The organism is Mesobacillus foraminis, assembly GCF_004340465.1.
GTDB classification, from domain to species: domain Bacteria; phylum Bacillota; class Bacilli; order Bacillales; family Cytobacillaceae; genus Mesobacillus_B; species Mesobacillus_B foraminis.
Genome location: NZ_SLVV01000008.1, coordinates 27,099 through 53,567, shown reverse-complemented (window position 1 = coordinate 53,567; position 26,469 = coordinate 27,099). Strand labels below are relative to the sequence as shown.

The 26,469-nt window shown below is 42.5% G+C and carries 24 protein-coding genes and 3 tRNA genes; 5 read left to right on the top strand and 22 right to left on the bottom strand.

All coding sequences use genetic code 11. The features are described from left to right. Positions 1–47: 47 nt before the first annotated feature. The gene (locus tag EV146_RS15375; RefSeq protein WP_132007819.1) at positions 48–761 is read right to left on the bottom strand and encodes an SDR family NAD(P)-dependent oxidoreductase; all 714 of its coding nucleotides are present in this window, start codon (positions 759–761) and stop codon (positions 48–50) included. A gap of 270 nt (positions 762–1,031) precedes the next feature. On the opposite strand from EV146_RS15375, the gene ahpC reads away from it, so the two are divergent. The 4 genes from ahpC to EV146_RS15355 all read left to right on the top strand — a co-directional run bounded on the left by ahpC (position 1,032) and on the right by EV146_RS15355 (position 6,392). Next, on the top strand, positions 1,032–1,595 hold the full coding sequence (gene ahpC, locus EV146_RS15370) for an alkyl hydroperoxide reductase subunit C (RefSeq protein WP_121610449.1): 564 nt from the start codon (positions 1,032–1,034) through the stop codon (positions 1,593–1,595). Positions 1,596–1,608: 13 nt separating this feature from the next. Beyond that, positions 1,609–3,138, top strand: a complete 1,530-nt coding sequence (gene ahpF / locus EV146_RS15365) for an alkyl hydroperoxide reductase subunit F (protein ID WP_132007816.1) — start codon at positions 1,609–1,611, stop codon at positions 3,136–3,138. A gap of 313 nt (positions 3,139–3,451) precedes the next feature. Beyond that, positions 3,452–4,657, top strand: coding sequence for a quaternary amine ABC transporter ATP-binding protein (locus tag EV146_RS15360; RefSeq protein ID WP_132007813.1), 1,206 nt, complete (start codon positions 3,452–3,454; stop codon positions 4,655–4,657). Between the two features lie 4 nt (positions 4,658–4,661). Further along, positions 4,662–6,392 (top strand): glycine betaine ABC transporter substrate-binding protein, encoded by a 1,731-nt coding sequence (locus EV146_RS15355; protein WP_132007810.1) that lies wholly within the window; start codon positions 4,662–4,664, stop codon positions 6,390–6,392. Between the two features lie 206 nt (positions 6,393–6,598). Here EV146_RS15355 and EV146_RS15350 read toward each other — a convergent pair whose 3' ends face one another. The 21 genes from EV146_RS15350 to rpsF form a co-directional block, all read right to left on the bottom strand. After that, positions 6,599–7,795 carry a class I SAM-dependent rRNA methyltransferase gene (locus EV146_RS15350; RefSeq protein WP_132007807.1) on the bottom strand — a complete coding sequence of 399 codons (1,197 nt, stop codon included), beginning with the start codon at positions 7,793–7,795 and terminating at the stop codon, positions 6,599–6,601. 103 nt (positions 7,796–7,898) lie between these two features. Further along, positions 7,899–8,378 carry a 23S rRNA (pseudouridine(1915)-N(3))-methyltransferase RlmH gene (gene rlmH, locus EV146_RS15345; protein ID WP_132007804.1) on the bottom strand — a complete coding sequence of 160 codons (480 nt, stop codon included), beginning with the start codon at positions 8,376–8,378 and terminating at the stop codon, positions 7,899–7,901. Positions 8,379–8,468: 90 nt separating this feature from the next. Next, entirely contained in the window at positions 8,469–8,624 is a 156-nt protein-coding gene (locus EV146_RS15340) for a CxxH/CxxC protein (RefSeq protein ID WP_121610445.1), read from the bottom strand. A 170-nt stretch (positions 8,625–8,794) separates the two neighbouring features. After that, on the bottom strand, positions 8,795–10,024 hold the full coding sequence (locus tag EV146_RS15335) for a S1C family serine protease (RefSeq protein WP_132008481.1): 1,230 nt from the start codon (positions 10,022–10,024) through the stop codon (positions 8,795–8,797). A gap of 169 nt (positions 10,025–10,193) precedes the next feature. Then, complete coding sequence (locus EV146_RS15330; RefSeq protein ID WP_132007801.1) at positions 10,194–10,988, bottom strand: MBL fold metallo-hydrolase; 795 nt, start codon at positions 10,986–10,988, stop codon at positions 10,194–10,196. Positions 10,989–10,994: 6 nt separating this feature from the next. Next, a complete protein-coding gene (locus tag EV146_RS15325; RefSeq protein ID WP_132007798.1) occupies positions 10,995–11,798 on the bottom strand; it encodes a two-component system regulatory protein YycI in 804 nt (267 codons plus the stop codon). After that, entirely contained in the window at positions 11,799–13,103 is a 1,305-nt protein-coding gene (locus EV146_RS15320) for a YycH family regulatory protein (RefSeq protein WP_132007795.1), read from the bottom strand. Then, positions 13,100–14,935 carry a cell wall metabolism sensor histidine kinase WalK gene (gene walK / locus EV146_RS15315; protein WP_121610440.1) on the bottom strand — a complete coding sequence of 612 codons (1,836 nt, stop codon included), beginning with the start codon at positions 14,933–14,935 and terminating at the stop codon, positions 13,100–13,102. Before walK ends, EV146_RS15320 begins: the two co-directional genes overlap by 4 nt. Before the next feature lie 9 nt (positions 14,936–14,944). Beyond that, positions 14,945–15,655 carry a response regulator YycF gene (gene yycF, locus EV146_RS15310; protein WP_121610439.1) on the bottom strand — a complete coding sequence of 237 codons (711 nt, stop codon included), beginning with the start codon at positions 15,653–15,655 and terminating at the stop codon, positions 14,945–14,947. A 193-nt stretch (positions 15,656–15,848) separates the two neighbouring features. Further along, positions 15,849–17,321, bottom strand: coding sequence for a peptidoglycan DD-metalloendopeptidase family protein (locus EV146_RS15305; RefSeq protein ID WP_132007792.1), 1,473 nt, complete (start codon positions 17,319–17,321; stop codon positions 15,849–15,851). A 271-nt stretch (positions 17,322–17,592) separates the two neighbouring features. Then, positions 17,593–17,665, bottom strand: a tRNA-Phe gene (locus tag EV146_RS15300). Positions 17,666–17,823: 158 nt separating this feature from the next. After that, a tRNA-Glu gene (locus tag EV146_RS15295) sits at positions 17,824–17,898 on the bottom strand. A 7-nt stretch (positions 17,899–17,905) separates the two neighbouring features. After that, positions 17,906–17,981, bottom strand: a tRNA-Lys gene (locus tag EV146_RS15290). A 203-nt stretch (positions 17,982–18,184) separates the two neighbouring features. Further along, positions 18,185–19,477, bottom strand: coding sequence for an adenylosuccinate synthase (locus EV146_RS15285; RefSeq protein ID WP_132007789.1), 1,293 nt, complete (start codon positions 19,475–19,477; stop codon positions 18,185–18,187). 217 nt (positions 19,478–19,694) lie between these two features. Next, entirely contained in the window at positions 19,695–21,059 is a 1,365-nt protein-coding gene (dnaB, locus tag EV146_RS15280; protein WP_121610436.1) for a replicative DNA helicase, read from the bottom strand. A gap of 145 nt (positions 21,060–21,204) precedes the next feature. After that, a complete protein-coding gene (gene rplI, locus EV146_RS15275; protein WP_132007786.1) occupies positions 21,205–21,654 on the bottom strand; it encodes a 50S ribosomal protein L9 in 450 nt (149 codons plus the stop codon). Beyond that, positions 21,651–23,624 carry a DHH family phosphoesterase gene (locus EV146_RS15270; RefSeq protein ID WP_121610434.1) on the bottom strand — a complete coding sequence of 658 codons (1,974 nt, stop codon included), beginning with the start codon at positions 23,622–23,624 and terminating at the stop codon, positions 21,651–21,653. The genes rplI and EV146_RS15270 overlap by 4 nt, the downstream gene beginning before the upstream one ends. Before the next feature lie 30 nt (positions 23,625–23,654). Further along, positions 23,655–24,602, bottom strand: coding sequence for a YybS family protein (locus EV146_RS15265; RefSeq protein ID WP_132007783.1), 948 nt, complete (start codon positions 24,600–24,602; stop codon positions 23,655–23,657). Positions 24,603–24,744: 142 nt separating this feature from the next. Then, on the bottom strand, positions 24,745–24,981 hold the full coding sequence (gene rpsR, locus EV146_RS15260; protein WP_121613831.1) for a 30S ribosomal protein S18: 237 nt from the start codon (positions 24,979–24,981) through the stop codon (positions 24,745–24,747). A gap of 60 nt (positions 24,982–25,041) precedes the next feature. Further along, positions 25,042–25,530 (bottom strand): single-stranded DNA-binding protein, encoded by a 489-nt coding sequence (gene ssb / locus EV146_RS15255; protein ID WP_121610432.1) that lies wholly within the window; start codon positions 25,528–25,530, stop codon positions 25,042–25,044. 62 nt (positions 25,531–25,592) lie between these two features. Beyond that, entirely contained in the window at positions 25,593–25,880 is a 288-nt protein-coding gene (gene rpsF / locus EV146_RS15250; RefSeq protein WP_121610431.1) for a 30S ribosomal protein S6, read from the bottom strand. 261 nt (positions 25,881–26,141) lie between these two features. On the opposite strand from rpsF, the gene EV146_RS27725 reads away from it, so the two are divergent. Then, on the top strand, positions 26,142–26,469 hold a 328-nt coding region (locus EV146_RS27725; protein WP_206751981.1), incomplete at its 3' end, for a hypothetical protein.

Here is a 26,469-nt window from a genome sequence, read left to right as displayed (position 1 = left end):
ACATTGAGTGAACTGGTTTCACCAAACCTTCAACAGTACCTTTTTGATTACCAGTTGATTTTATTCCCTTGGTAATCGATATACATATGTTCGTCTATCGCCGGTAATTTAAGAATTTCAGTCACAATGCCATTGGCGGATTCGGCTGCGTTAATCGTTGCTTCATGGTTGAAATCACCCATTATGTACGATTTCACATAACCTGGATGAAACGCCATCACCTTTATTCCATAGTCCTTTAACTGATTTTGCATGATAGTTAATTGCATGTTTAAGGCCGCTTTGGACATGCAGTAGCCATACTCCTTCTTTCTCCAGGAATCTGTCAGGCTTCCAGCTTCCGACGAAATATTTGCAAGTATTTTACAGTCACTATTCATTAATAATGGAACAACAGACTGGGATACGCGCAATGGCCCAAATGTATTGGTATCAATCAGCTTCATCATATCCTCATAATGAAACTCCCCAAATAGATCCCCCGAACGATCCTTGAAGATTCCCGCATTATTAATAAGGATATCCAGCCTGCCAGCCTGTTCCTTTATATGGTTCGCGGCCGCATCGACTGACTGCTGTTCCGTAACATCCAACGTTATAATGTCTAAATCCTCTCCATGTACGGCTTTTAATTCATCAAGTTCCGGCCAATTTTCCATAAAGCGCCCTGCAAAGACCTTAAACCCTTTTTCAAGAAATACCTTGGCCAATGCCAGACCCAACCCTCTGTCTGCCCCTGTTATATAAGCGGTCATTTTCATTTGTAAAATCAACCTCCGGAAAAATAATGTTGAAAACACTTACACCAAACCTTTTCACCATCAGGCTCCTATATCCTGCGATATTTCAAAATAATTTGACTAACTTGTGAAGAAAAAAATATATATCTGCGTAAAGCTGAATGCTATCCCTTGACAAAATAAACGGTAGTATATAATAATTGATACTTGATTATAATAATTCCATTTAAACAATAGTTTTGCCATTTCAATTTTGGCAAACTATTAAAATAAACTAGGAGGAATATCAAAATGTCCCTAATTGGAAAAGAAGTAGCACCATTTGCAGCAAAAGCTTACCACAACGGAGAGTTCATCGATGTTAGCGAGCAAAACTTTAAAGGTAAATGGAGTGTTGTTTGCTTTTACCCAGCAGATTTCACATTCGTTTGCCCTACTGAGCTGGAAGACCTGCAAAATGAATATGCAACTTTGAAGGATCTTGGAGTGGAAGTCTATTCTGTATCTACTGATACTCATTTCACACATAAGGCTTGGCATGATCATTCAGAAGCTATCAGCAAAATCGAATATGTAATGATTGGCGACCCTTCCCAAAAGATTTCCCGCATCTTCGACGTATTGAACGAAGAAGAAGGTCTTGCAGACCGCGGTACTTTCATCATCGATCCAGACGGTGTCATCCAGACTGTTGAAATTAATGCAGGCGGAATCGGCCGTGACGCTAGCACTGTTGTAAACAAGATTAAAGCAGCACAATATGTGCGAAACAATCCAGGCGAAGTTTGCCCGGCAAAATGGCAGGAAGGTTCTGCAACACTGAAGCCAAGCCTTGACCTTGTCGGCAAAATTTAAGGAGCAGATTTAAATGTTACTAGATGCAGATATAAAAGCACAATTAGCTCAATATCTTGAACTGATGGAGGGAGAAGTTCTTCTAAAAGTCAGCGCAGGTTCCGATGATGTATCTCGTGACATGCTGGCACTGGTGGATGAACTTGCCACCATGTCTTCCAAAATCAAGGTAGAACAGGCCCAATTGCAGCGGACTCCGAGCTTTAGTGTAAATCGTACCAAGGAAGATACTGGCATCGTTTTTGCCGGTATCCCGCTTGGACACGAATTTACATCATTGGTTTTGGCTCTGCTCCAAGTGAGCGGAAGAGCTCCTAAGGTTGATCAGAGTGTCATCGACCAGGTGAAAAACATTAAAGGCGAGTACCACTTTGAATCTTATATCAGCCTAACTTGCCACAACTGTCCAGATGTCGTGCAGGCGCTCAACCTGATGAGCAATCTTAACCCTGGCATCACACATACCATGATTGACGGTGCTGCTTTTAAAGAAGAAGTTGAAAGCAAGGACATCATGGCTGTACCAACTGTGTTCCTGAATGGGGAATCCTTTGGCAGCGGACGCATGACCCTTGAAGAGATTCTTGGCAAGATGGGCAGCGGCCCGGATGCTTCAGAGCTTTCCGATAAGGACCCTTATGATGTGCTTGTTGTCGGAGGCGGACCTGCTGGTGCAAGTGCAGCCATCTACGCGGCGCGCAAAGGCATCCGCACAGGTATCGTAGCTGAACGCTTTGGCGGCCAGGTCATGGATACCATGGGCATCGAGAACTTTATCGGCACAAAATATACAGAAGGTCCTAAGCTCGTAGCGAGCCTTGAGGAACATGTAAAAGAGTATGGCATCGATGTGATGAACCTTCAGCGTGCCAAAGGCTTGGAGAAGAAGGACTTCGTTGAACTTGAACTTGAAAACGGCGCTGTCCTAAAGAGCAAGACCGTTATCCTTTCAACAGGTGCCCGCTGGCGCAATGTTGGGGTACCAGGTGAAGCAGAGTTTAAAAACAAAGGTGTAGCCTACTGCCCTCATTGTGACGGTCCACTGTTCGAAGGTAAGCATGTAGCGGTTATTGGCGGAGGAAACTCCGGCATCGAGGCAGCAATTGATCTGGCAGGCATTGTGAAGCATGTCACAGTCCTCGAGTTCATGCCGGAATTGAAAGCCGATGCTGTCCTCCAGGAGCGTCTATACAGCCTCCCTAATGTAACTGTCCTGAAGAACGTTCAGACAAAGGCGATTACGGGTACTGACAAAGTAAACGGCATTTCCTACATTGACCGTGAAACAGGTGAAGAGCACCACGTAGAATTGGAGGGTGTATTCGTTCAGATCGGTCTTGTGCCAAACACGGACTGGTTAGGTGAAACGATTGAACGCACTCGCTTCGGCGAAATCGTCGTGGACAAGCATGGCGCTACCAACATCCCTGGGGTGTTTGCTGCCGGCGACTGCACAGACAGTGCCTACAAGCAAATCATTATTTCAATGGGATCTGGTGCGACCGCTGCCTTGGGCGCATTCGATTATCTCATTCGAAACTAATGGAATACAGGTTTAACAGCCCGTTCTGTTAATCTAACTGGAAAGCCGCTTTACTATTTGATAGTAAGGCGGCTTTTTCGTGTTTTCCCCAAAATTGAGGATAATTCGTACTTACCTGCACTTTTCTCGCTTCCATAAATTCCTTTTAAAAATCGATACGATTCAATGAGGAATCTACCTTTCTCCTTTCATATTCAGGCTCACGATTACTTATTATATATATCCCTCCTCCTATGGAATTTTTCATAGTGGCATTCAAAAAAGGGAAAACTAAATAATGGGGATTAACTCAATTTATAAACGAGGTGATTTGATGAATCCATACGTTGAAGTAAGGAATGTCTCGAAGATCTTTGGCAAATCTCCGAAAGCTGCCATTGATTTGTTAAAACAGGGAAAATCCAAGAAAGAAATCTTAAAAGAAACCGGGCTTACTGTTGGGGTTAATAATGTTAGTTTTAAAATTTATCCCAGTGAAATTTTTGTCATCATGGGTTTATCCGGGAGTGGAAAGTCAACGTTAATTCGGATGTTTAACAGGTTGATTGATCCTACCATTGGAGAAATCCTGATCAAGAATGAAGATATCGTGAAAATGAATCCCGCAAGATTACGGGAAACCAGACAAAAAAGAATTAGTATGGTTTTTCAAAACTTTGCCCTTTTTCCACATAAAACAATTTTAGAAAATGCTGAATTTGGTCTTGAAATCAAGAAGGTCACTCCTAATGAACGTCGCGAAAAAGCAATGCAGGCATTAGAAGCTGTCGGGTTAAAAGGGTACGAACACCAATACCCATCACAGTTGAGCGGTGGAATGCAACAAAGGGTTGGCCTTGCTAGGGCTCTTGCAAGCGATACAGATATTATCCTGATGGACGAAGCCTTCAGCGCTCTAGACCCGTTAATTCGTAAAGACATGCAGGATGAATTAATTGGCATTCAGGAACAGTATCAGAAAACGATTATTTTTATCACCCATGATTTAGATGAAGCACTGCGAATTGGCGATCGAATTGCCCTGATGAAAGATGGCAGTGTGATTCAACTGGGAACACCTGAGGAAATTATGATCAAGCCTGCTAATGAATTTGTCGAGAAGTTTGTGGAAGATGTTGATTTATCGAAAGTACTGACCGCGTCGCATGTGATGAAGCGTGGAGAAAAGATTAGTGTAGACCGAGGTCCAAGGGTTGCGTTAGGAATTATGCGTAATCAAGGTTACTCCAGCATTTTTATCGTTGATCGGAAAAATAAGTTATTGGGTGCGATTACCGCTGAACAAGCACGTCAAGCCATTGACCAGAATCAAACCATTGCCGAAGCCATGACAACCGATATCCCTACGGTTTCAGAAGATACATTACTTACAGATCTGATGGATATGATTGCGACATCCAGTCTGCCATTATCTGTTATAGATGAACATGGACGATTCAAGGGAATTGTGATACGTGGAGCTGTCATTGGTGCCTTGTCAGGGAATAAAGATTCTTTGAATGAACTGGAGAGTGACTAATTAAATGGATATAGCTAAAATTCCGTTAGGGGAATGGGTCGATTCTTTTGTCGCATGGCTAACCGTTGCATGGGCAGGTTTTTTTTCTTTTATCACCAATCTAATCGGTGGTCTATTGGATATTATCACAAACGTTTTAAGCGTAGGGCCTCCTATTGTCTTAATTCTCGCATTAACTCTTTTGGTTATTTATACAAGCAGATGGCCGTTAGGAATTTTTACGTTATTAAGTTTACTTTTGATTGTTAATCTCGGTTATTGGGATTCAAGTATTGAAACCATCGCGATTGTTTTATTATCGGGATTACTGACGATTATCATTGGAATTCCGATAGGAATATGGTGTGCACAAAGAAAAACAGTGCAACGCATAGTTACACCTATTTTAGACTTTATGCAAACGATGCCGGCATTTGTTTATTTGATTCCAGCTATTTTATTTTTTGGGATTGGAGTTGTACCGGGAATTATAGCCTCCTTTATTTTTGCAATTGCACCCACCATTCGAATGACGAATCTGGGTATTCAAAAAGTGCCGGAAGATTTAATTGAGGCTGCAGATGCTTTTGGTTCCACTGCCAGTCAAAAATTGTTCAAAGTCCAGTTGCCTTTGGCTACGCCAACCATAATGGCCGGGGTTAACCAAAGTATTATGCTTGCACTTTCCATGGTGGTTACGGCTTCCTTAGTTGGGGCACCCGGACTTGGTGCAGATGTTTACCGAGCAGTAAGCCAAATTGACGTTGGCCAAGGATTTGAAGCCGGGTTATCAATTGTCTTCATCGCGATTATTCTGGACCGTATCACGCAAAACTTGCGTAACCCAGCTTATAGGCATGTTATTAAGCCTAAAATAGCTTTTTCTGTTTTAGCTTTGCTTGTACTCGGTACGGCTATTGTTGGGGTGATTGCAGACAACAAGACTACTGTGAACAAGAATGCTAACGGGATTGGTGCCCAAACAGAATATGAAATTGTTGGAATTGAACCCGGAGCAGGATTGATGGAGTTGACAAATACAGCACTGGAGGATTACGGGCTAGACGACTGGACGTTAATCGAAGGTTCTTCTGCCGCAATGGTTGCTGAGCTGCAGAAAGCCTACACGAATCAAGAACCAATTATAATCACTGGATGGTCACCACATTGGATGTTCTCCTCGTTTGATCTAAAATATCTCAAAGATTCAAAAGGGTCGTTTGGCGGAGAAGAAAGTATTCATTCAATTGTAAGAAAAGGTCTCAAACAGGATGCACCTGGTGCTTATAGCATCCTTGACCAATTTTCCTGGGAACCAAGTGATATGGAATCCGTGATGGTCGATATTACAGATGGTATGGAACCGAGTGAGGCTGCTGAAAAGTGGATTAAAGCCCATGCTGACAAAGTTTCCGAATGGACAAACGGTGCCCAATCAGGAAGTGGTGAACCAATCAAACTGGTTTTTGTAGCCTGGGACACAGAAATAGCCAGTACCTATGTGATTGGCAAAGTTCTTGAGCAAAATGGTTATGAAGTGACATTAAGCCAAGTTGAAGTTGGGCCTATGTTCGCTGGTGTAGCCAATGGGAGTGCAGATGGGATGGTTGGTGCATGGCTCCCAACTACGCATGTTGAGTATTATAATACGTATAAAAACGAGGTCGTTGACCTAGGACCAAATCTCCATGGGACGAAGAATGGACTGGTTGTGCCAGAGTATGTCGATATTGATTCGATTGAAGACCTGAAATAAGATAGAGAGAGCCTCCTTCTTTAGACTCTCTCTCAAAAAAATAAATAACAGCTTAAATTAGGAAGCAGAGATGTACGAATCATATCTCTGCTTTCTTTATAAAAAATTGTATCTATTTACGGCACGGTACCCCGTAAGGTATCTAAATGAGGTTTTTTTAAAACTGTCACTTATATGCTTAACTGACTGATATCATTTTCCTTTTTCTATGGCAAATTCTTTATAAAGACAACCTTAAGATAGTTGCCCTCTGGGAATTCTTTTATTGTTTTAAAGTCTTTCGGAAGGGAAAATTCCTCAACTAGCTGATAATTTCTGTTCATTTCTTTAAACGCCTGATCAATAAAGCTTTTAAATTTTTTCATATTAAAAGAGCTGGAATTAGTCGATGCTACAATAATTCCCTCATCTTCTGTTATTGAAATAGCTTCCTTTAAAAGATTTTTATAATCCTTTTCCGCGCTAAATACCATTTTTTTTGACCTTGCGAAGCTTGGAGGATCGAGTATGAGCATATCAAACCTTAGCTGTTTTTTCACTGCATATTTAAAGTAATTGAATACATCCCCAACAACGATATCTTGTGAATCAATATCTAACCCGTTAAGACGAAATTGTTCAATGGTCTTGTTTAAGCTTCTATTTGCTAAATCCACACTTGTTGTTTTAACTGCGCCTCCTACGGCCGCAAATACTGAAAATGCACCTGTGTAGGAAAAGGTGTTCAGTACGTTCTTTCCCTCCGCATAAGCATCCCGAATAGTCTTTCTTACATTTCTTTGGTCTAAAAAAACACCAACCATCGCACCTTCATTTAAGTAAACAGCAAAGTTTACCCCATTTTCTTTTACGTTAATTGGGAAGATTCCTCTTTCTCCCGCTACGAAATCATCTTCTTCAATATATTTCCCGCTGACATCAAATCTTTTCTTTTGATAAATTGCCTTAAACTCAACTAATTCTTTTAGAGCATTTATGATATACTCCCGAAAGCGGTAAATTCCCTGGCTATACCAGTTGATTAAATAGTAGCCATCAAAATACTCTATAGTTAACCCTCCTAAACCATCGCCTTCTCCATTCACGATCCTGAAAGCATTGGTATCCGGGCTGTTAAAAAACGATTCTCTATACTTGATGGCAGCCTTCATTTTATTCACAAAAAACCTTTGGTCAATCTGTTCATTCTCATTTCTGCTAAGAACCCATCCATAACCTTTATTTTGTTTGCCATAATAGCCTTTTGCTATGAACTTATTTTTATCATCAACTAAGCGGACAATGGTTCCTTCTGCAGTAACTTCGTTCAAATTAATGATTGCATCTCTTAAAATAAGCGGATAACCGTCTTTATATTTATTTACATACTTGCCCTTTACCGTTAAAGTAACATCATTTTTCATTTTGTCATCCTATCAAAATTTTTTTATTCCACTCAATATTGTATACAAGCATTTTGGGAGACAACCTTATTAAGGTTACAAGGTATTACAACCAAAACCTCATCTACTTATGGTAAGGTTCCCCCCGATTGATCCGAAACGCCCGGTAAATCTGTTCCACCAATATCAGCCTCATCAGCTGGTGCGGGAAGGTCATTTTGGAGAAGCTTAGCTGTTCATCTGCCCGCTTAAGTACCTCACCGCCTAAGCCAAGGGAGCCGCCAATAATAAAGGTTACCTTGCTTTTCCCGTAGGTAGCCAGTTTATTAAGTGTATCAGCCAGTTCCTCGGATGATTTCAGCTTTCCGTTGATGGCCAGTGCAATGACATGTGCATCCTGATGAATTTTTGCAAGGATCCGCTCTCCCTCCTTTTGCTTGACCTGCTCCATTTCAATCTCGCTTAATTCCTCTGGGGCTTTTTCGTCTGGCACTTCGATTATTTCCACCTTGGCGTAACTGCCGAGCCTCTTTAGATATTCCTCTATCCCTTGTTTTAAGTATTTTTCTTTTAATTTCCCAACTGTGACAATTGAGATATTCACAAGCCATCCCCACTTTACAAACAGTTTACAAACATCTTATCCACAAAAGTTATCCACATATTCACAACGAAATCCACATTTAGTAGGCGATCATTCGTTCCCTACAATATATACAGCTTGTTGTCCACAGTATCCACAGATAAAATCGCTGTTTTCCACAACTTTTTCTAGTTTTGGTGCCAATTCATGCTCATCCACCGTCTCATCCAACGCCAATTCCACATGCTCCTCACAGCAGTAAATCATTGCTTTTCAGCTCCTTTTCCTTTTTATGCTCTCTGTTTTCGTGCAAAGAAGATTTATTTATAATTTATCCACAGACCATTTTAGCATACGGTAAAATGGTTAAGGCATTATTATTTCCATGTAAAAAGCAGAGAGCTGAATAATTGCTCTCTGCTTTAACATTTCCTTTATCAGGTCAGTTCTTCCTGGGAAAGAACCATTGTTGCTTCCTGCAGCTTCCCTTTCCGGTAAAACTTAACCTTCATTTCATCTCCAGCATCTTTTTCATTATATAAATGTTTTCGAAGATCTACGGCATCATTGATTTTCTTCCCATCCATCTCTACTATGACGTCAAGTGCCTTCAGGCCAGCCTTCGCTGCTGGTGAATTAGGCTGAACCTCCTGAATTGCCACACCGTAGTTGATATCCTCTGGGAGCTGGAGCATAGACTCCTGAAAATGCTCTGGAATCTCATTTACTGAACTTAAGGATATGCCCATATAAGGACGTTTCACTTCGCCGAACTTCTCCAGGTCGCTGATTACCGGCATAGCCGAGTTGATTGGGATTGAAAGCCCGATTCCCTCTATGGATGTCTGGGCGATTTTCATGGAATTGATCCCGACGACCTGACCATCAATATTCACAAGCGCCCCTCCGCTGTTTCCAGGGTTGATCGCGGCATCCGTCTGAATAACCTGGGCCTGCCAATCCGGCGTTCCGTCCTGGTTGATATCTACCGGGATGGCCCGTTCCAGACCGGAAATGATCCCTTGGGTTACTGAACCGGAAAAAGTCAAACCTAGCGGGTTTCCTATTGCAATGACAGGTTCTCCGATTTTCAGCTTATCCGAATTGCCGAACTCGGCAACGGTTTTGACCTTGTCGCTTGAAATCTCCAATACAGCGAGGTCGGTCCATGGATCGCTGCCAATCATCTTCGCAGGAATCTTCGTTCCGTCATTAAGGCTGACCTCTAGCTCGGATGCCCCCTCTACTACGTGGTGGTTGGAAACCACATAGGCTTTATCGCCCTGTTTTTTATAAATGACTCCGGACCCTGTGCCGGCTTCTTGCTGCTGGCTGCTGCCAAACCAGTTGCTTGTATTCTGGATATTCGTAATGCCAACGACCGCTTCTCCGGCTTTATCAACGGCCTTTGTAACTTCAGAAGTGACATCAACGGACACATTCTTTGCTGCACCAGATTGATTCTGTCCAGTCTGATTAGTTGTATCAGCATTATTCCTTGGCTCCACACTGTACGGCAGCAAGCCTGTATTGGACAGTACTGGTATGGTAAAAATAATTAATAAAGCCCCAACCACAGCTCCCAGAAGTCCGGATAAGAAAGATCCTCCCTTTCTTCCCTTTTGCTCCTGGTAACGCCGCTGGTTATCTTCATCATAATAGCCCAAACTTAACCAATCCTTTCTCATCAACATCTGCAGTAAGAATTTTCTACCTACATTATACCCTTTGAAGCCAAAAATTTTAATTTAAAAGCCTTTTTAAGACACCATAAAAAAAAGAATGAAAGCGGCCAGCTTCCATTCTTTTTGCCGTAAGCACTGCTATCCTTTGAACCTAAACTGCCGTCAAGATAGTCGGCTTTTTTGGATCGGTATCAAATAGAGACAGCTGCTCTCCTACTGCAATTCCCCGGCTTTCAAGTGTCTGCGAAACAGACATCCTCGCAAGGTCCTTCATGTTGTTATCAAGGCTCAAATGGGCTAAATAAATGCTTTTCGTGTTATCTCCTGCTACTTCGCTCATTGCAATCGCGGCATCTTCATTGGATACATGGCCATAATCGCCAAGGATCCTCCGCTTAATATTCCAAGGATAACGCCCCATTCGGAGCATCTGTACATCATGGTTGCTTTCAAACACGTAGGCATCCGCATTAGTGATGATCCCCTTCATTCTGTCACTCACGTAACCCGTATCCGTTATAAGGACCAGTTTCTTTCCTTCATGGTGAAAAACATAAAACATTGGCTCGGCGGCATCGTGCGAAACACCAAAGGATTCAATATCCAGCGAACCAAAGCTTTTAACAGTTTCCATCTCAAAGGTGAATTTCTGATCAACCGGAACTTCCCCAATTAACCCATCCATCGCCTTCCATGTCTTATCATTTGCATAGATGGGGAGCTTGTACTTGCGGGCAACGATGCCGATTCCCTTTATGTGATCGCTGTGTTCATGCGTTACTAATATCCCGGAGAGGTTCTTCATTTCCCGGCCGACTTCCTTGAATAAAGCGTCCATTTGTTTCCCGCTTAATCCTGCGTCAACCAAAAAGCTCTGGTCCTCCGTCTCCACATAGATCGCATTTCCCGTACTCCCACTTGCGAGAACACTAAAATGCAAAGTCATATATTTTCACTCCGTTACTTCAGATTCTTCACTGTTCAACTGGATTACCTGTCCTTCAAAAGCATGTACAAACAGGTTTCCTTCCCCATTTACGAGAATTCTCCATGTTGGCGCCAGCACCTGGGAGGCTGTCAGCTGTACTAGAGTTGAATAACCAAGCTCAGCCTTTGTAATTTTACTTTTTGGACTCAATAATCCTTTTTTATAAAGGGTCTCAATGGCCTCCATCGGGGTGATGACCTCTTCTTCCTCCATCAATTCCTCTGTTGGCTCCAGGTAACTCTGCTCATAGGAGGTCACTTCATTCTGATCATTTATAAAGAAAGTGAGCTTGCCGTTGAGATTATGATAAATTGGCTTTCCCTTGTATTGCTGAAAATACGTGATGGTATTTTCCTCGTCGTCCTTTTTCCAGAAACGGTATTCTTCTCCCGATTGCACATCGTTCATTACGGCAGCAGTAAACTCTTCAGGATTAAATTTCTCATTAAGCTCGATAGGTTTGTCAAGCTTGCCTCTTAAAACAGCTCCATCGCCCAGCCCCAATTGCTGAGTCTGATTTGAAAGCAGCTCGTCTTTAACAAAAATCTTAGGTCTTACGCTGACATAACGCTCCTTCATAATAGTATCAGAAGGGGTACTGAATTCTATATCAATATCATCATTTTTCAGCTTTTCTTCCAGAGAAACTTCCTTATAGAATTCATAGTTCTTTGCTTCACTTCTCGTATTAATAAATTGATAGGCAAGATAAATATCCAGGATAAGGAAACTGATGATAAAAATGGTCTTGATCTTGCTCCAATCCATTTATCTCACCTCCCCATCAAGCAGCAATTCCCGCCATTCATCATCATAATTATAAAACCACCCTGGTTCCAGAAAGATCAAAGAAGAATCGTCCGGATCCTTTTTCATATAATAGCCTGGTGAGATATCCTTAATCAGTTCAGGCTTCAAATCTGTCTTTTGCTTCAGAATCTCAAGGGCTTCCTCCCCCGAAGGCAAGGTGACCATATTCATCTCGGGATTCAGCGGCAGTTCAAGGTGAAAGTTTGGCCGTTCATAGCGGCTAATATCCTTCGGCCCCCATGTCTGGGAAATTTCAGACATCCCCAGTTGATTAAATATTGGGTAGCCCTCACTGCTGTACATCCTGAAGACTACTTTTTGATTAAAATCATCTTTATAGACATAGCGGTAGTTATCAGTCCAGCCGCTGTGATCATTCACAAAATCAATGCTTTTCTGGACAAGATTGGTCGTTCCTATGACGGCGTCGTTTTCCCTGAAAGGGTTCACGTAATCTATCATGTTCGTATTGTTGTCAACCGTCATTTTGCTCGCTTCGTCCGCATACTCTTCTCCATCCTGTACCACACTCTTTTGAACAAAGCTTGGGTCCCTGAACAAAGCTTCCTTCAACTCATCCGGATCGATATTGTTCCGATAATACGTATATTTCACCATCTTTGTTTGATTAACTGGCAGATAGACCGTCTTCCCGCCCGACATCTTATGCGGAAAATACGGGTTAAAGCTTGCGGCCTCATCCTGAAATTCTTTCGAGAACTCATTGATGGCTGAAACACTGACATTGCTTATATAAGCTTCCTGGTTCTTGGAAGAATAAAAGTAAATGGATCCTTCTTCCCTTTGCCCGGTTTTAGCGTCAATGATGATCCGGTCAAACTCAAACTTCGGAATATTCTGGTCTTCGAAGTTAAGAACCTTTTTATACAAGTCAATGGGAACCTCATCCGGGAATATAATCTCGGTTTGATTATCCTGGGAAAATCGCTTGTTCAGTTGCGAACTGCTCTCTGAAGACTTCTTCACATCATAATACTTCCACTTGCTCGCCATTGCTGTGACTCTGTCAATCACAACTATGTTATTGGTTCCGTAATCCTTCCCGCCTGTATGGAAAATGACCTGATGAGGCTTCACAATTCTCTTTATTTCCCGTTTTGAGCCGATGTTTACCTCATTGACCGTGTTTTCATTCTCGATAATTTCATACTCCGGCTGAAAGGTCCATATATTCCATGTAAGCACTCCGCCAAGAACAATTAAAATGGTTAAGATTGCCGTTTTAATATTTTCATATGTCATGACCAATCATCCTCTGCATTCCGGTCATAAGGCAAGGTGAAATAAATGGTTGTTCCTTTCCCTTCCACACTGGTTGCCCAGATTCTTCCTCCATGGGCGGTTACCATTTCCTTTGCTATAGCAAGGCCAAGTCCAGTACCGCCCAGCTTTCGTGTCCTGGCCTTATCCACCCGATAGAAGCGGTCAAAGATTTTATCCAAATTATTTTTAGGAATCCCGACCCCTTCATCAGAAATACTGACAACAATCTCAGTGTCCTTTTCTTTTACCTTGAAGACGATTCTCCCGCCTTCAGGGGAATACTTCATCGCGTTTGAAATGATGTTATATAAAACCTGTGTCACTTTATCTTCGTCTATTTCCACAAATATACTTGTTTTTGGCAGCTTGCGGACAAACGTGACATTTTGATTTTTGGTAAATTCGAATCGATCAATGATTCGACTGAAAAATGTTGGAAAGTCAATCCATTCCTTGTTCAGTCGATAGTCTGTACTATCCATTTTGGAAAGCTGAAGTAAATCATTTACTAGCCTGATCATTCTCTCTGTCTCAGTCTGAGTAGTCTGCAGGAATTGAGGAGCAATCTCATCATCCTTCCAGGCACCTTCAGCGAGAGCATCGAGATAGCTTCTCATCGTGGTTAATGGTGTCCTGAGTTCGTGGGAAACATTGGCGACGAACTCTCTTCGCTCCATTTCGATTTTTTCCTGTTCCGTAATATCATGAAGTACCGCAATCAAGCCGTTCACAAAACCGCTGTCCTTCTGAATAACAGAGAAATTGGCACGCAAAATATAAGGTTTGTTTTTGGTGCTGTAATCAAGAATGACCGATTCCTGCTGCTCCAGCAAGTCTTCAAATGTATACTCATCCTCAATCCCAAGAACAGATACAATTGGATCAGACAGGACTGTTTCACGTGAAACATCCAGAATTTTAGCTGCCGGTTCGTTGATCAGAATGATTTTCCCTTTCCGATCCGTCGCAATAACTCCATCGGTCATATAGGAAATAACCGAGCTAAGCTTCCGTTTTTCCCCTTCAGTTGTTGCATTTGCTTCCTGCAGCTTTTTTGTTAAGTCATTAAAGGTAATGGCGAGCTGTCCAATTTCATCATAGCCATACACTTTTACTTTCCTCGTAAAGTTACCCCGTGTCATTGCAAGGGCCTGCTTCTTCATGTCCGAGATCGGCCTTGTAATGGTTTGTGCAAGCAAAATCCCCAGAATGGCAGTAAAAATGAGGGCGATCGCTGTACCAGTCGCAAGGATTTTATTGATATCCTTCATCTGTGAAAAAATGTTTTCCACTTGTGCAACTAGATATACAGCACCTATGACCTCTCCCTTTGACCGGATCGGTGTTGATTGGACCCAGACTCTCTTGACTTCCTTGCCCCTTTTGGTATCCACCTGTATGATGCTCTCCTCTTTGTCTAAGACAATGGAGCGTTTGATTTTCAATTCTGTGGTTCTTTGACCGACAAGTCCCTGATTGTCTGGATCGGAGGTGCCAAGAATCCGGAAGCTGCCCCCATCGATGACCCGAATTTCGGAAATATCGGAGGTTTGGTAATCATCAAGAATTTTCCAGATAGCTTCTTCCTCGGTCGGGTCTTCCTTCCCACGCTCTTTCACCATTTCTTCCTCAATATCGTAAACAAGCAAGTTGACCCGCTGCTTTAAGGAATTCTGATAGTTGGTCATCAGGGTATCTTCCAGTTTTTTTACAAAGTATACACCAATGATTTGCATGGCTATTAAAATCAGCAGAATGTAAATGATGACAAATTTAAAATGGATCGAGCGAAAAAAACCAACCTTTTTCATTATCTGTCCTTACTCCTGCTCAGAGTTTCTTAAATAATATCCGACCCCTCTGCGGGTGACAATCCAGGTAGGATGGCTAGGGTTGTCTTCTATTTTCTCGCGCAGACGTCTTACGGTTACATCTACTGTCCGGACATCTCCATAATAATCATAGCCCCACACTGTCTGAAGCAGGTGTTCCCTTGTCATGACCTGGCCAATATGCTTTGCCAGATAGTGCAGCAGTTCAAACTCACGGTGAGTCAGCTCGATTGTTTCTCCTCGCTTGGAAACAACATAGGCATCCGGGTGGATCGTCAAGGAACCGATGGTAATCTCGTTGGTTTCCTCCTCTTCATCTGCCTTTGCTGCATTTTGCTGATGTCGGCGCAGGTTCGCTTTAACCCTTGCAATCAATTCCCTTGTACTGAATGGTTTAGTTACATAGTCATCAGCTCCAAGTTCAAGTCCGAGCACCTTATCAATTTCAGAGTCTTTCGCTGTCAGCATGATAATTGGCATCTCGTACTTTTTCCTGACTTCACGGCAAACCTCCATTCCATCTCTTAATGGAAGCATAATATCAAGGAGGATAATGTCTGGGTGAATTTCTTCAACCATTTCGAGGGCAGAATTCCCGTCATAGGCACAGTAAACCTCGTAGCCCTCTTTCTTTAGATTGAACTGTAATATATCTGCAATTGGTTTTTCATCATCGACAACCAGTATTTTCTTATCCATACCAATTCTCCTTCTATTCTTTAGTTCTATATAATAGGAATCTTCATCTAAAAAAGGTCTTATTCTTTCTATTTTACTTTATTTCAGGCAAAAACTGAATTCATCTGATAAAACCTTCTCAAATCTTCTCTGCCAAAGTCACTAATAAATGTAAAAAAGTCTCTAGTCGTGACGTCTAGAGACTTATTTTCACTTATTTACCTACTACACTCAGCGGGTCAATGCGGTTTCCATTCTTGTATACCTCAAAATGGAGATGAACACCAGTTGAATCGCCTGTTGATCCCATTACCCCAATTTTAGATCCCCGTGGCACGGTTTGTCCAGAACTGACAGATATGGAATCAAGGTGTGCATATATCGTCCTGTACCCATTTTGATGATCAATGACAACCTTGTTGCCATAGCCGCCATTATCATAGCCTGCCGATAAAACGACACCATTATCTGCTGACTTAATAGTAAGGTTGCTCGGCCTTGCAATATCAATCCCCTTGTGAACCTTTCCCCATCGGTAACCCATTTTGCTGGAGATGTAACCTCCGGAAGCAGGCCATGTAAAATTTCCATCTCCACGTGAAGGAATGACTTTCGTCCCTTTAATGGTGATTTCTTTAATCGGTTCCTTTAGGACGGTTTCCTCTATTTCCTTTTGTTGTGTCACCCGTCCATTTTCCTCCGTGATCGAATAAGTGATTCCTTTCAGGCCATCTCTGCCTTCTTGCTTTACTTTCGTATCCCCTTTAAACATTGAAGAATCGGTTATTACTTCTTTTTGATAATCTACAGTTTCTTCCCTGTAGACTTCCTTATCAACGATTACCTTTGCATATGGCTCATGATAGGTTACCTTTAGCTTTTGCCCAGGTTTTAGAACAGATTCTCCAGAAAGCTCCTGATTGAGTGACAACAGCTGTTGAAGGCTAAGCTTATGATCATCCGCTATTGTTCCAAGAACATCGCCTGGCTGGACCTCGTACTTCTTCTCTTCCAGGGTTCCATTCTTAAACAGCTTAACCGCTTCTTCAATGCTTAAAATTTTCTCTGGGTCAATTTCATCAGCTGAAATGGAAACATCTTCTGATAATTTTACGTCTAATAATCGTGTTTCATCTTTCTTTAATGGTGGTAAAGGTAGATGAGTAGATTTTCGGCGATTCTCCAGATCCTTGAGTTCATTTTCTGTTACAAAGTCCAGCTTTAGCTGCCTGATGACTTCCTGTGCTGAATCGATATCCTTTACGTAGGCTATCTCCTTTCCGTCAATAGCGAACACCGCTGCCTTAGCAAGCACTGTTAGTTCATTTTCCAGCTTATCCAGGACTATTTCCGTATTGGCTGTGGAAGCTGACTGGAAAACCTGTTCCGGAACATAGGAAAGATCTTTGCCAAGCTCAAGGTCAAGTCCGTCATATACTTCCACTAAGGAATTTGTTTTTTCCTCAATTACCTTCTCCACTTCATTCTTATCGGTGACTGTTCCGATAAAGTCATCCTGTTTATATACATGATACACCGTCGTTAAATCAGCTTCAGCAGCCTCTGTTGAAAGGGCTCCTGTCCCTAGGGTCAAAGCTGTTGACATCAGCGCGTAAACAATGATTTTATTGATATTCCGTTTTATCTGTGTTGCGGATTTAGGCAAATTCAGTTTTAAACCTTTCATATAATCCTCCTGCAGGTACAACAACACGCTGGAAACAAGCAGTACCAATATACTAGTAGTTAAAAATATTCCTTTTTTACCTTATCATAAATCACTATTCATATCGTAAAAACGGCCATGATGTAACGGAAATGTATAAAAGCTGCCAATTAATAACGTATTTTGTAAAAATATTGGTGAAACACAGTATATTCCACCTATAAATTTACATAAAATGACAACTAACACACAAAAAAAGAAGCATGTATTGGATACACGCTCCCTTTTTTGATGGCTCAGGACGGAATCGAACCGCCGACACAAGGATTTTCAGTCCTTTGCTCTACCGACTGAGCTACTGAGCCAAGCTAATATTAATGTCCTTAATCGGTATGATTAAGTCCTTTGCTCGAAAGACCTCCGGCCTGTCTCGCAGATTGCCGAGGATGTTCATTCGGTGAAGCAAGAAATCTGCTCTACCGACTGAGCTACTGAGCCAAGCTATTATAACCTGTAATAAAAATGGTGACCCCTACGGGATTCGAACCCGTGTTACCGCCGTGAAAGGGCGGTGTCTTAACCGCTTGACCAAGGGGCCGGATAAATGGTGAGCCATGAAGGACTCGAACCTTCGACCCTCTGATTAAAAGTCAGATGCTCTACCGACTGAGCTAATGGCTCAAATATTAACTAGCATATTTATCGATATAATAAGCAATCTGCCTCAACCGACTAGCTAATCTAAGATGTTATTTCGACATTTCCTGTCGCCCTTCGACGACTTTTTTATATTACCATAGACCTTTTATGTTGTACAAGGTTTTTTTGAATTAATTTTAAAAAAAGAAAGCTTCCACTTTTAAGGGAGCTTTCTTTTCTCACTTTTAGTTTTGGCGCCAAGGACTTCTGACTACATTTGTCTGGTTCCGATCCGGTCCTACAGAGAAGATGGATAGCGGAATTCCAGTCAGCTGAGAAACTCTTTCAATATAATGTCTTGCATTGTCAGGAAGCTCATCAAGAGTTTTACATCCAGTAATATCTTCTTTCCAGCCTGGAAGCTCTTCATAGACAGGCTCGCATTGAGCAAGGGTCTTAAGGCTTGCCGGGAATTCTTCAATGACTTCCCCTTTATAGCGGTATGCGACACAAATTTTCAGTGTTTCAATGCCTGTCAGAACATCGATTGAATTCAGGCTCAGGTCTGTAAGTCCGCTAACCCTGCGGGCATGGCGAACAACGACACTGTCAAACCAGCCAACACGGCGCGGTCTTCCTGTAGTTGTGCCATATTCACGGCCTACTTCACGGATCTGATTGCCGATTTCATTGTCAAGCTCTGTTGGGAATGGTCCATCGCCAACTCTTGTTGTGTAGGCTTTGCAGACTCCAACTACATGTTTGATCTTGCTCGGGCCTACACCTGATCCAATTGTTACTCCACCAGCCACAGGGTTTGAGGAAGTTACAAAAGGATAAGTTCCCTGATCGATATCAAGCATTACGCCCTGTGCCCCTTCAAATAGAACGCGGCGCCCTTCATCAAGAGCATCATTCAGCACAACGGAAGTATCACAGACATACTTTGCCACCTGCTGGCCATATTCATAGTATTCGTCCAGGATCTCTTCCAGCTTAAAGCCTTCCGTTTCATACATCCGCTCAAAAAGACGGTTCTTTTCTTCAAGATTGCGGGTAAGCTTTTCTTCGAATACTTCCCTGTCCAGTAAATCTGCCACTCTGATTCCGACACGGGCCGCCTTATCCATATAAGCTGGGCCAATCCCTTTTTTGGTTGTCCCAATCTTATTATCACCTTTACGTGCTTCTTCCACCTCATCAAGTTTTAAGTGGTAAGGCAAAATAACATGGGCACGATTGCTGATTCTTAAATTATCCGTAGAAACACCCTTTTCATGAAGGTAGCTCAGCTCTTGCACAAGCGCTTTCGGATCTACGACCATCCCATTCCCAATCACGCAAATTTTATCTTCATAAAAAATCCCTGATGGAATTAAGTGAAGCTTATAGGTTTCTCCATTAAACTTAATCGTATGTCCTGCGTTATTTCCTCCCTGGTAACGGGCAACCACTTCTGCATTTTCAGACAAAAAATCGGTGATCTTCCCTTTCCCTTCGTCTCCCCACTGCGTACCTACTACAACTACTGATGACATATTAGAAGCACCTCCAAAGGTTCTATGTATAAAAGTTTATATGCTATTCAAACAAATCAATTTTACCAGTATCCGCAAAGCAAAGTCAATGAAACACGAACATTTTTTAAATAGTTTTATTTTACGTTCGTAATATAACTTTTTATCCTCTCACTTCCATCTATTATTCCCAGGTTAGGGATAAAAAAAAAGACTAACCTGTAAAAAGGTTAATCTTTTAGGCTCCTGGAGGCATGGATGGATCGCCGTAGCGTGTCTCCAGGTTGACGAACTTGTTGTATTCTTTAACGAAGGCGAGCTGTACCGTTCCAACCGGACCGTTACGCTGCTTGGCAATGATGATTTCAATGATGTTCTTGTTTTCAGATTCCTTGTCATAGTAATCATCACGATACAAGAAAGCCACAATATCGGCATCCTGCTCAATACTTCCCGATTCACGGATGTCTGACATCATCGGGCGTTTATCCTGCCGCTGCTCAACCCCACGGGAAAGCTGGGACAGGGCAATTACCGGCACCTGCAATTCCCTCGCAAGGGACTTCAGCATCCGGGAAATTTCCGATACTTCTTGCTGGCGGTTTTCTCCCGATCTGCCGCTTCCCTGGATCAGCTGCAGGTAATCAATCAATATCATGCCCAGGCCCTGCTCCTGCTTGAGCCGGCGGCACTTTGAGCGTATGTCGGTGATTTTAACCCCTGGAGTATCGTCTATAAAAATACCGGAATTGGACAGGCTCCCCATCGCCATGGTCAGTTTTCCCCAATCCTCATCTGTCAAAGACCCTGTCCTCAGGTTTTGCGCGTTGATATTGCCTTCCGCACAAAGCATACGCATTACAAGCTGTTCTGCTCCCATCTCAAGACTGAAGATTGCAACATTCTCCCCTGTTTTGGTTGCAACATTCTGGGCGATATTCAGGGCAAACGCTGTTTTACCCACGGAAGGACGCGCAGCAACAATAATCAAATCATTTCGCTGAAAACCAGCTGTCATTTTATCAAGCTCTGAAAATCCTGTAGCAATCCCAGTGATATCCCCCACACGGTTATGCAAGGTTTCAATATTATCATATGTCCGGACCAGGACATCCTTAATATTATGAAAGGCTCCAGCATTCTTCCTTTGGGCAACCTCAAGGATATTCTTCTCTGCTTCGCTAAGGAGCGCCTCTACTTCATCTTCCCTTGAATAGCCATCCTGGGCGATGTCAGTCGCTGTACGGATCAGTCTTCTTAAAAGGGACTTTTCTTCCACAATTCTGGCATAATACTCAATATTGGCTGCAGTTGGCACAGCAGCAGCAAGTTCACTGAGGTAGCTGACACCGCCTGTATCCTCAAGAAGCTTTGCAGCGGCTAATTCCTCGGTGACAGTGATGAGATCGACCGCTTTCCCTTTATCATTCAGGTTGAGCATCACATCAAAGATCTTCTGATGGGCCGCCCGGTAAAAGTCCTCGGGAATAAGAACTTCAGAAGCAAGTGTCAGGGATGAAGGTTCCAGGAAAATAGCCCCTAAAACGGCCTGCTCTGCTTCTACGTTTTGCGGAGGAAGCCGATCAGCAAATAACTCATTCAACTTCGAAAACCTCCTTAAATAAAGAAAAAAGTGATCAGCACAGACCAATCACAATGTTTTGTCATAGAAAGGACAGAAAAGCTTGGCCGCTTTTCTGCCGGTTCTTATATTTTACCATGTTTATTCTGTAAAGGAACTGGCAAATTTAGTTTCCTTCTTTTACATGAACGTTTAGAGAGGCTGTCACTTCAGAATGGAGCTTGACCGGCACTTTCGTATAGCCAAGTGCGCGGATGGCATCTTCAAGTTCAATTTTTCGCTTATCGATTTTAATGCTGTGTTTTTTCTGCAACGCTTCCGCAATCTGTTTGGAAGTAATCGATCCGAACAGGCGGCCGCCCTCTCCAGATTTGGCTGTCAGCTCAACCGTAAGCTTCTCCAGCTCTTCTTTAAGCTTTTTAGCCTGCTGAAGCTCTTCCTCCGCCAGTTTTTCTTCCTTCTTCTTCTGGGCGCTCAGAGAGCTCATGGCTGCATTGGAGGCCTCTACTGCGAGACCTTGTTTAAGCAAGAAATTCTGTGCGTAGCCGTCCGCAACGTTTTTTACTTCTCCTTTTTTCCCTTTTCCTTTTACATCCTTTAAAAAGATTACTTTCATTCTTTATTTCCCCCTTCAAGATAATCATCGATGGCACTCTTCAGCATGTACTCGGCTTCTCCGAGTGAAATATTTTGCAGCTGGGTAGCCGCGTTCGTCAGATGGCCGCCGCCTTCCAGGTGTTCCATGATAACCTGGACGTTCACCTCTCCCAGTGAACGAGCGCTTATGCCAATCAGATTGTCCGCCCTTTTCGAAATCACAAAGGAAGCTGATACACCATCCATCGTGAGAAGAGTGTCAGCTGCCTGGGCAATGAGCACCTGATCGCATTCTTCTTCCTCGTCTGCACGCGCAATCACAATCCCATCGCGGTAAAAATAGACATTTTCAATAATCCGGGCCCGTTTGATATACGTGGTAACATCCTCTTTTAAGAACCTTTGAACGAGTACCGTATCGGCCCCATGGCTTCGCAAATAGGAAGCAGCATCAAACGTCCTGGATCCAGTCCTTAATGTAAAGCTTTTGGTATCTACAATGATACCGGCAAGCAAGGCTGTCGCTTCAAGCATCTGGATCTTCCCATTTTTCGGCTGATACTCAAGCAGTTCTGTTACTAGCTCAGCCGTTGAAGAAGCATACGGCTCCATATAAACAAGCAGCGGATTTTTAAGGAATTCCTCTCCCCTGCGGTGATGGTCGATGACAACAACATTTTCAATCCGGTGCAAGAGACGTTCGTCAATGACCATAGATGGCTTATGGGTATCCACAACAACGAGCAGGGTATCATCAGAGGCAATTTCATAGGCTTGTTCTGGAGAGATAAATCGCCCATACAAGTCTTCATTATGCCTTATTTCCTCCATCATCCTTCGAACACCAGTATCGATTTCCTGTTTATTGACCACGATGAAGCCTTCACGGTTATTCATCTGTGCCACCTTCAGAATACCAATTGCCGAACCAATGGCATCCATATCAGGGTTTTTGTGGCCCATAATCATCACTTTATCACTCTCGATAATCAATTCCTTCAGAGCATGGGAAATAACCCTGGCTCTGACCCGTGTACGTTTTTCGACCGGATTCGTCTTTCCTCCGTAAAACTTTACCTTTCCATTTGGCAGCTTGATCGCCACCTGGTCACCGCCGCGGCCAAGTGCTAAGTCCAGGCTGGACTGGGCCTGTGACCCTAGCTCAGGCAAGGACGAAACTCCTGTCCCCACCCCAACACTGAGGGTCAGTGGCACATTCTGTTTGGAAGTTGTTTCTCTAACCTCATCAAGGATACTGAATTTCCCCTTTTCGAGCAGATGAAGGATATGTTCATTAAACACGCCAATAAACCTCTCAGAAGAAACCCTTTTCAGGAAGACACCGTTATTCGTTGCCCATTTATTTAATATCGAAGTTACAAGATTGTTAAGGCTGCTTTTTGTCTGATCATCCATCCCCTGGGTCAATTCATCGTAATTGTCGAGGTAAATGATGGAAATCACCGTGCGCTCATCATGGTACATTTTTTCAATCTCTGTTTGTTCAGTGACATCAAAAAAGTACAGCAACCGCTCTTCGGACTTATGAATGACTCTGAATTTCCTGTCATTCAGTGTAATGATCTCCGTTTCTACCTCCTGCTTAATCAATGGAACAAGGGTATCTGCCACATCGTAGAGCGACCTGCCAACCAATGTATCCTCGTGGAAACAGGAAGAAATGAATGGGTTCGTCCATTCGATGTAATAATCATCATTGATCAGCATGATTCCTATAGGCATCTCCATCAGAGCCTCTTCGCCAACCTTTTTAACCCGGTAGGAAAGTGTCGAGATGTAGGCCTCCGTTTCCTTTTTCATCTTATAATTCATTTGGAAAATGAAATAAATAAGCAGGCCGGTAAGGAGGTAGCCAATGCCTCCTGCAATCATATTATAATAAGACAGGATTCCCAGCAGAACGAGAATCACTGCAATCAATCCATACAATGGATAGCGTATCTGTCGCCTTTCCAAATATGAAGGCATGTACTCAGCTCCTAAAGCGATAGTTTCTGATTACTTTTTCTCTTCCAGACGTTTTCGTAGATTAAATCCTAAATCAATTATACCTAATATCCTGACAATATAAAGGACAAAAGGCAGCAGGAAAGTCAGGATGACGGCAATAATCAGAAAAGCTTTTGGAAACTTTTTTATGTGAGTGAAATATGCGACAAATGACAATCCCTGCAGAAGCATAAAAAATTGCAGGATAAAAACCAGGTTGGCCAGGGCCCAGTACCAATAGCTCCCTGCTTCCGGCTGAAAGACCATTGTAGCGATCATGGATAAAAGATAATACCAAAGCAGGCTTTTAGGCAATGTCATTTCCCTAAAAGGCTTCCACCTTGGAACCGCAATACCAAACCGTTTAAGGATTGGAAAAGATACCAGCTGGATGATAAAGATAATCATGAAAGACGCCATTACAAACATACTTGGCATCAGGGTTTCAATTAAATCAATCGTTGTCTCAAGCTGTTCAAGCATACGGTCGTCAGCAGTCTGTCCAAGACTCCCCATAATATCAGTCGACATCTCCATAGCTTCGCGGAAAGATGCCATCATCTCTTCAATGAAGTTGATCTTAAACAGAGCTACTGCCAATATATATTGAAAAACTGTATTAGCTAGGAACACCAGTGAACCTGCAACAAAAACAGCCAGCCTGCTCTTCCCCTCTTTAATCATAGCCCCCATAACCATGCCGGTGATCCCGTAAGCGAGAGCAAGAGGCACAGCAAGCAATGTTCCGACCACGAGAGAAAGCAGAACAGCGGCAATTGTAAAAATGGCGGTGCTCTTCCAGCCATGCTTGGCAGCAAACATCATAAAGGGTAATGCCAGAAATAAATTAACGACAAACCCCAAACCGGGAATATACAGTGTGATCAATAGCAAAACAGTAAAAATGGCTAACAGGACGGCACCTTCAGTCAACCTATATGTATTTTTATTCCTCAAACGCCCACCTCTTAACAAGAAACATTCTTCACTTCTCTATTTTATCCAGTACTATCGTGATATTCAACATAGGTGCTTCTTAAGCTTTATGTATGTAAAAAGGCAGCGGGTAAGCCCGCTGCCTTTTTTGATTGTCCGTACATTATTCACCAGTTACATATGGTAGTAAAGCCATTGTACGAGCTCTCTTGATTGCAACTGTTAATTTACGCTGATATTTCGCGTTAGTACCAGTTACACGACGTGGTAAAATCTTACCGCGCTCAGAGATGAATTTTTTCAAAAGATCAGTGTCTTTATAGTCGATGTGTGTGATTCCGTTTGCTGTGAAGTAGCAAACTTTACGGCGTTTTGCACGACCGCCTCTGCGTCCACCCATTGCCATGGTTGTTTCCCTCCTTTGTATTTTTTTAGTTATATACGTTCATTAATTGGACAATTAGAATGGAAGATCATCATCCGAGATGTCGATTTGACCGCCACCTGCAAATGGATCTTCATCCAGTCTTGTATTGCGTTGAGGCTGGCGTTGATTCTGATTTCCAAATGAAGAATCCTGTCCACCTGGACGAGAAGAATAATTATCTCCTCTGTCATTGCCCTGACTATTTCTTGGCTCAAGGAACTGAACGCTCTCAGCCATTACTTCCGTAACGTAAACGCGTTTGCCATCCTGGCCTTCATAACTGCGAGTTTGAATGCGGCCATCAACACCTGCAAGGCTTCCTTTCTTAAGGAAGTTTGCGACGTTTTCAGCTGGCCGGCGCCAAACAACACAGTTTATAAAGTCAGCTTCTCTTTCACCCTGCTGATTCGTAAACGCACGATTAACAGCTAACGTAAAAGAAGCAACTGGCACTCCGTTTGGCGTATAGCGAAGCTCCGGGTCCTTAGTCAAACGGCCGACAAGAATTACACGATTCATCATCAGTATCAACCCCCTTCCTTTCAGCCACATTAATTCCTGGCTGAAAGTAAATTTATCTAAAATTATTTTTCGTCTTTAATAACGATATGGCGAATGATATCTTCGTTGATTTTAGCAAGACGGGAGAACTCATCAACCGCAGCAGGAGCTGCATTTACCTGAAGGATTTGGTAGTATCCATCACGGAAATCGTTGATTTCATATGCAAGACGGCGCTTGCCCCAGTCTTTAGCTTCAGCCACTTCCGCACCATTATCAGTAAGGATTCCGTTAAAACGTTCAATCAACGCTTTTTTGGACTCATCTTCAATATTTGGGCGGATGATGTACATAATTTCGTACTTTCTCATCACTGTCACCTCCTTTTGGTCTAAACGGCCCAGTAAAATGGGCAAGGAGCAATTATTCATTACTCACAAGTTGAAATTATAGCACACCAATTCTTCAAAAGCAACCTACCATTTGGCTCGCAGCTGTGATTGAAGTTTTGGAAGCTTGTTTCTATATATAAATACTAACATATGTTCGTATTCCTTGTCCAGTTTTAGAGAATTGCGGGAGGGTGTATTTCAGTATTTCTTATTAAAAGGATCTTAGTTTATAAATTGGAATTGTTTTTTCAAAATGCCGGGAATGTTCCATTTTTCAAAATGACCCTTTTATTTTTCAAACAGCATTCGGGGGACCTGCCCGGACTATTTATTTTCCAAAATGACCTGCTTATTTTTCAAAAATCCATTTTATTTTCCAAACTCTCCATTTTATTATCCGAAGCTACACTTTTATTTTCCAATGCCACTGGTTTATTTTCCAATCAGCATCCGGGGGACCTGCCCGGACCATTTATTTTCCAAAATGACCTGCTTATTTTTCAAAAATCCATTTTATTTTCCAAACTCTCCATTTTATTATCCGAAGCTACACTTTTATTTTCCAATG

Coding starts and splice junctions, on each gene's coding strand:
- EV146_RS15375 (WP_132007819.1), bottom strand. CDS start 761: ATGAAAATGACCGCTTATATAACAGGGGCAGACAGAGGGTTGGGTCTG.
- ahpC (WP_121610449.1), top strand. CDS start 1,032: ATGTCCCTAATTGGAAAAGAAGTAGCACCATTTGCAGCAAAAGCTTAC.
- ahpF (WP_132007816.1), top strand. CDS start 1,609: ATGTTACTAGATGCAGATATAAAAGCACAATTAGCTCAATATCTTGAA.
- EV146_RS15360 (WP_132007813.1), top strand. CDS start 3,452: ATGAATCCATACGTTGAAGTAAGGAATGTCTCGAAGATCTTTGGCAAA.
- EV146_RS15355 (WP_132007810.1), top strand. CDS start 4,662: ATGGATATAGCTAAAATTCCGTTAGGGGAATGGGTCGATTCTTTTGTC.
- EV146_RS15350 (WP_132007807.1), bottom strand. CDS start 7,795: ATGAAAAATGATGTTACTTTAACGGTAAAGGGCAAGTATGTAAATAAA.
- EV146_RS15340 (WP_121610445.1), bottom strand. CDS start 8,624: ATGATTTACTGCTGTGAGGAGCATGTGGAATTGGCGTTGGATGAGACG.
- EV146_RS15330 (WP_132007801.1), bottom strand. CDS start 10,988: ATGACTTTGCATTTTAGTGTTCTCGCAAGTGGGAGTACGGGAAATGCG.
- EV146_RS15325 (WP_132007798.1), bottom strand. CDS start 11,798: ATGGATTGGAGCAAGATCAAGACCATTTTTATCATCAGTTTCCTTATC.
- EV146_RS15320 (WP_132007795.1), bottom strand. CDS start 13,103: ATGACATATGAAAATATTAAAACGGCAATCTTAACCATTTTAATTGTT.
- walK (WP_121610440.1), bottom strand. CDS start 14,935: ATGAAAAAGGTTGGTTTTTTTCGCTCGATCCATTTTAAATTTGTCATC.
- yycF (WP_121610439.1), bottom strand. CDS start 15,655: ATGGATAAGAAAATACTGGTTGTCGATGATGAAAAACCAATTGCAGAT.
- EV146_RS15305 (WP_132007792.1), bottom strand. CDS start 17,321: ATGAAAGGTTTAAAACTGAATTTGCCTAAATCCGCAACACAGATAAAA.
- EV146_RS15285 (WP_132007789.1), bottom strand. CDS start 19,477: ATGTCATCAGTAGTTGTAGTAGGTACGCAGTGGGGAGACGAAGGGAAA.
- rplI (WP_132007786.1), bottom strand. CDS start 21,654: ATGAAAGTAATCTTTTTAAAGGATGTAAAAGGAAAAGGGAAAAAAGGA.
- EV146_RS15270 (WP_121610434.1), bottom strand. CDS start 23,624: ATGCCTTCATATTTGGAAAGGCGACAGATACGCTATCCATTGTATGGA.
- rpsR (WP_121613831.1), bottom strand. CDS start 24,981: ATGGGTGGACGCAGAGGCGGTCGTGCAAAACGCCGTAAAGTTTGCTAC.
- ssb (WP_121610432.1), bottom strand. CDS start 25,530: ATGATGAATCGTGTAATTCTTGTCGGCCGTTTGACTAAGGACCCGGAG.
- rpsF (WP_121610431.1), bottom strand. CDS start 25,880: ATGAGAAAGTACGAAATTATGTACATCATCCGCCCAAATATTGAAGAT.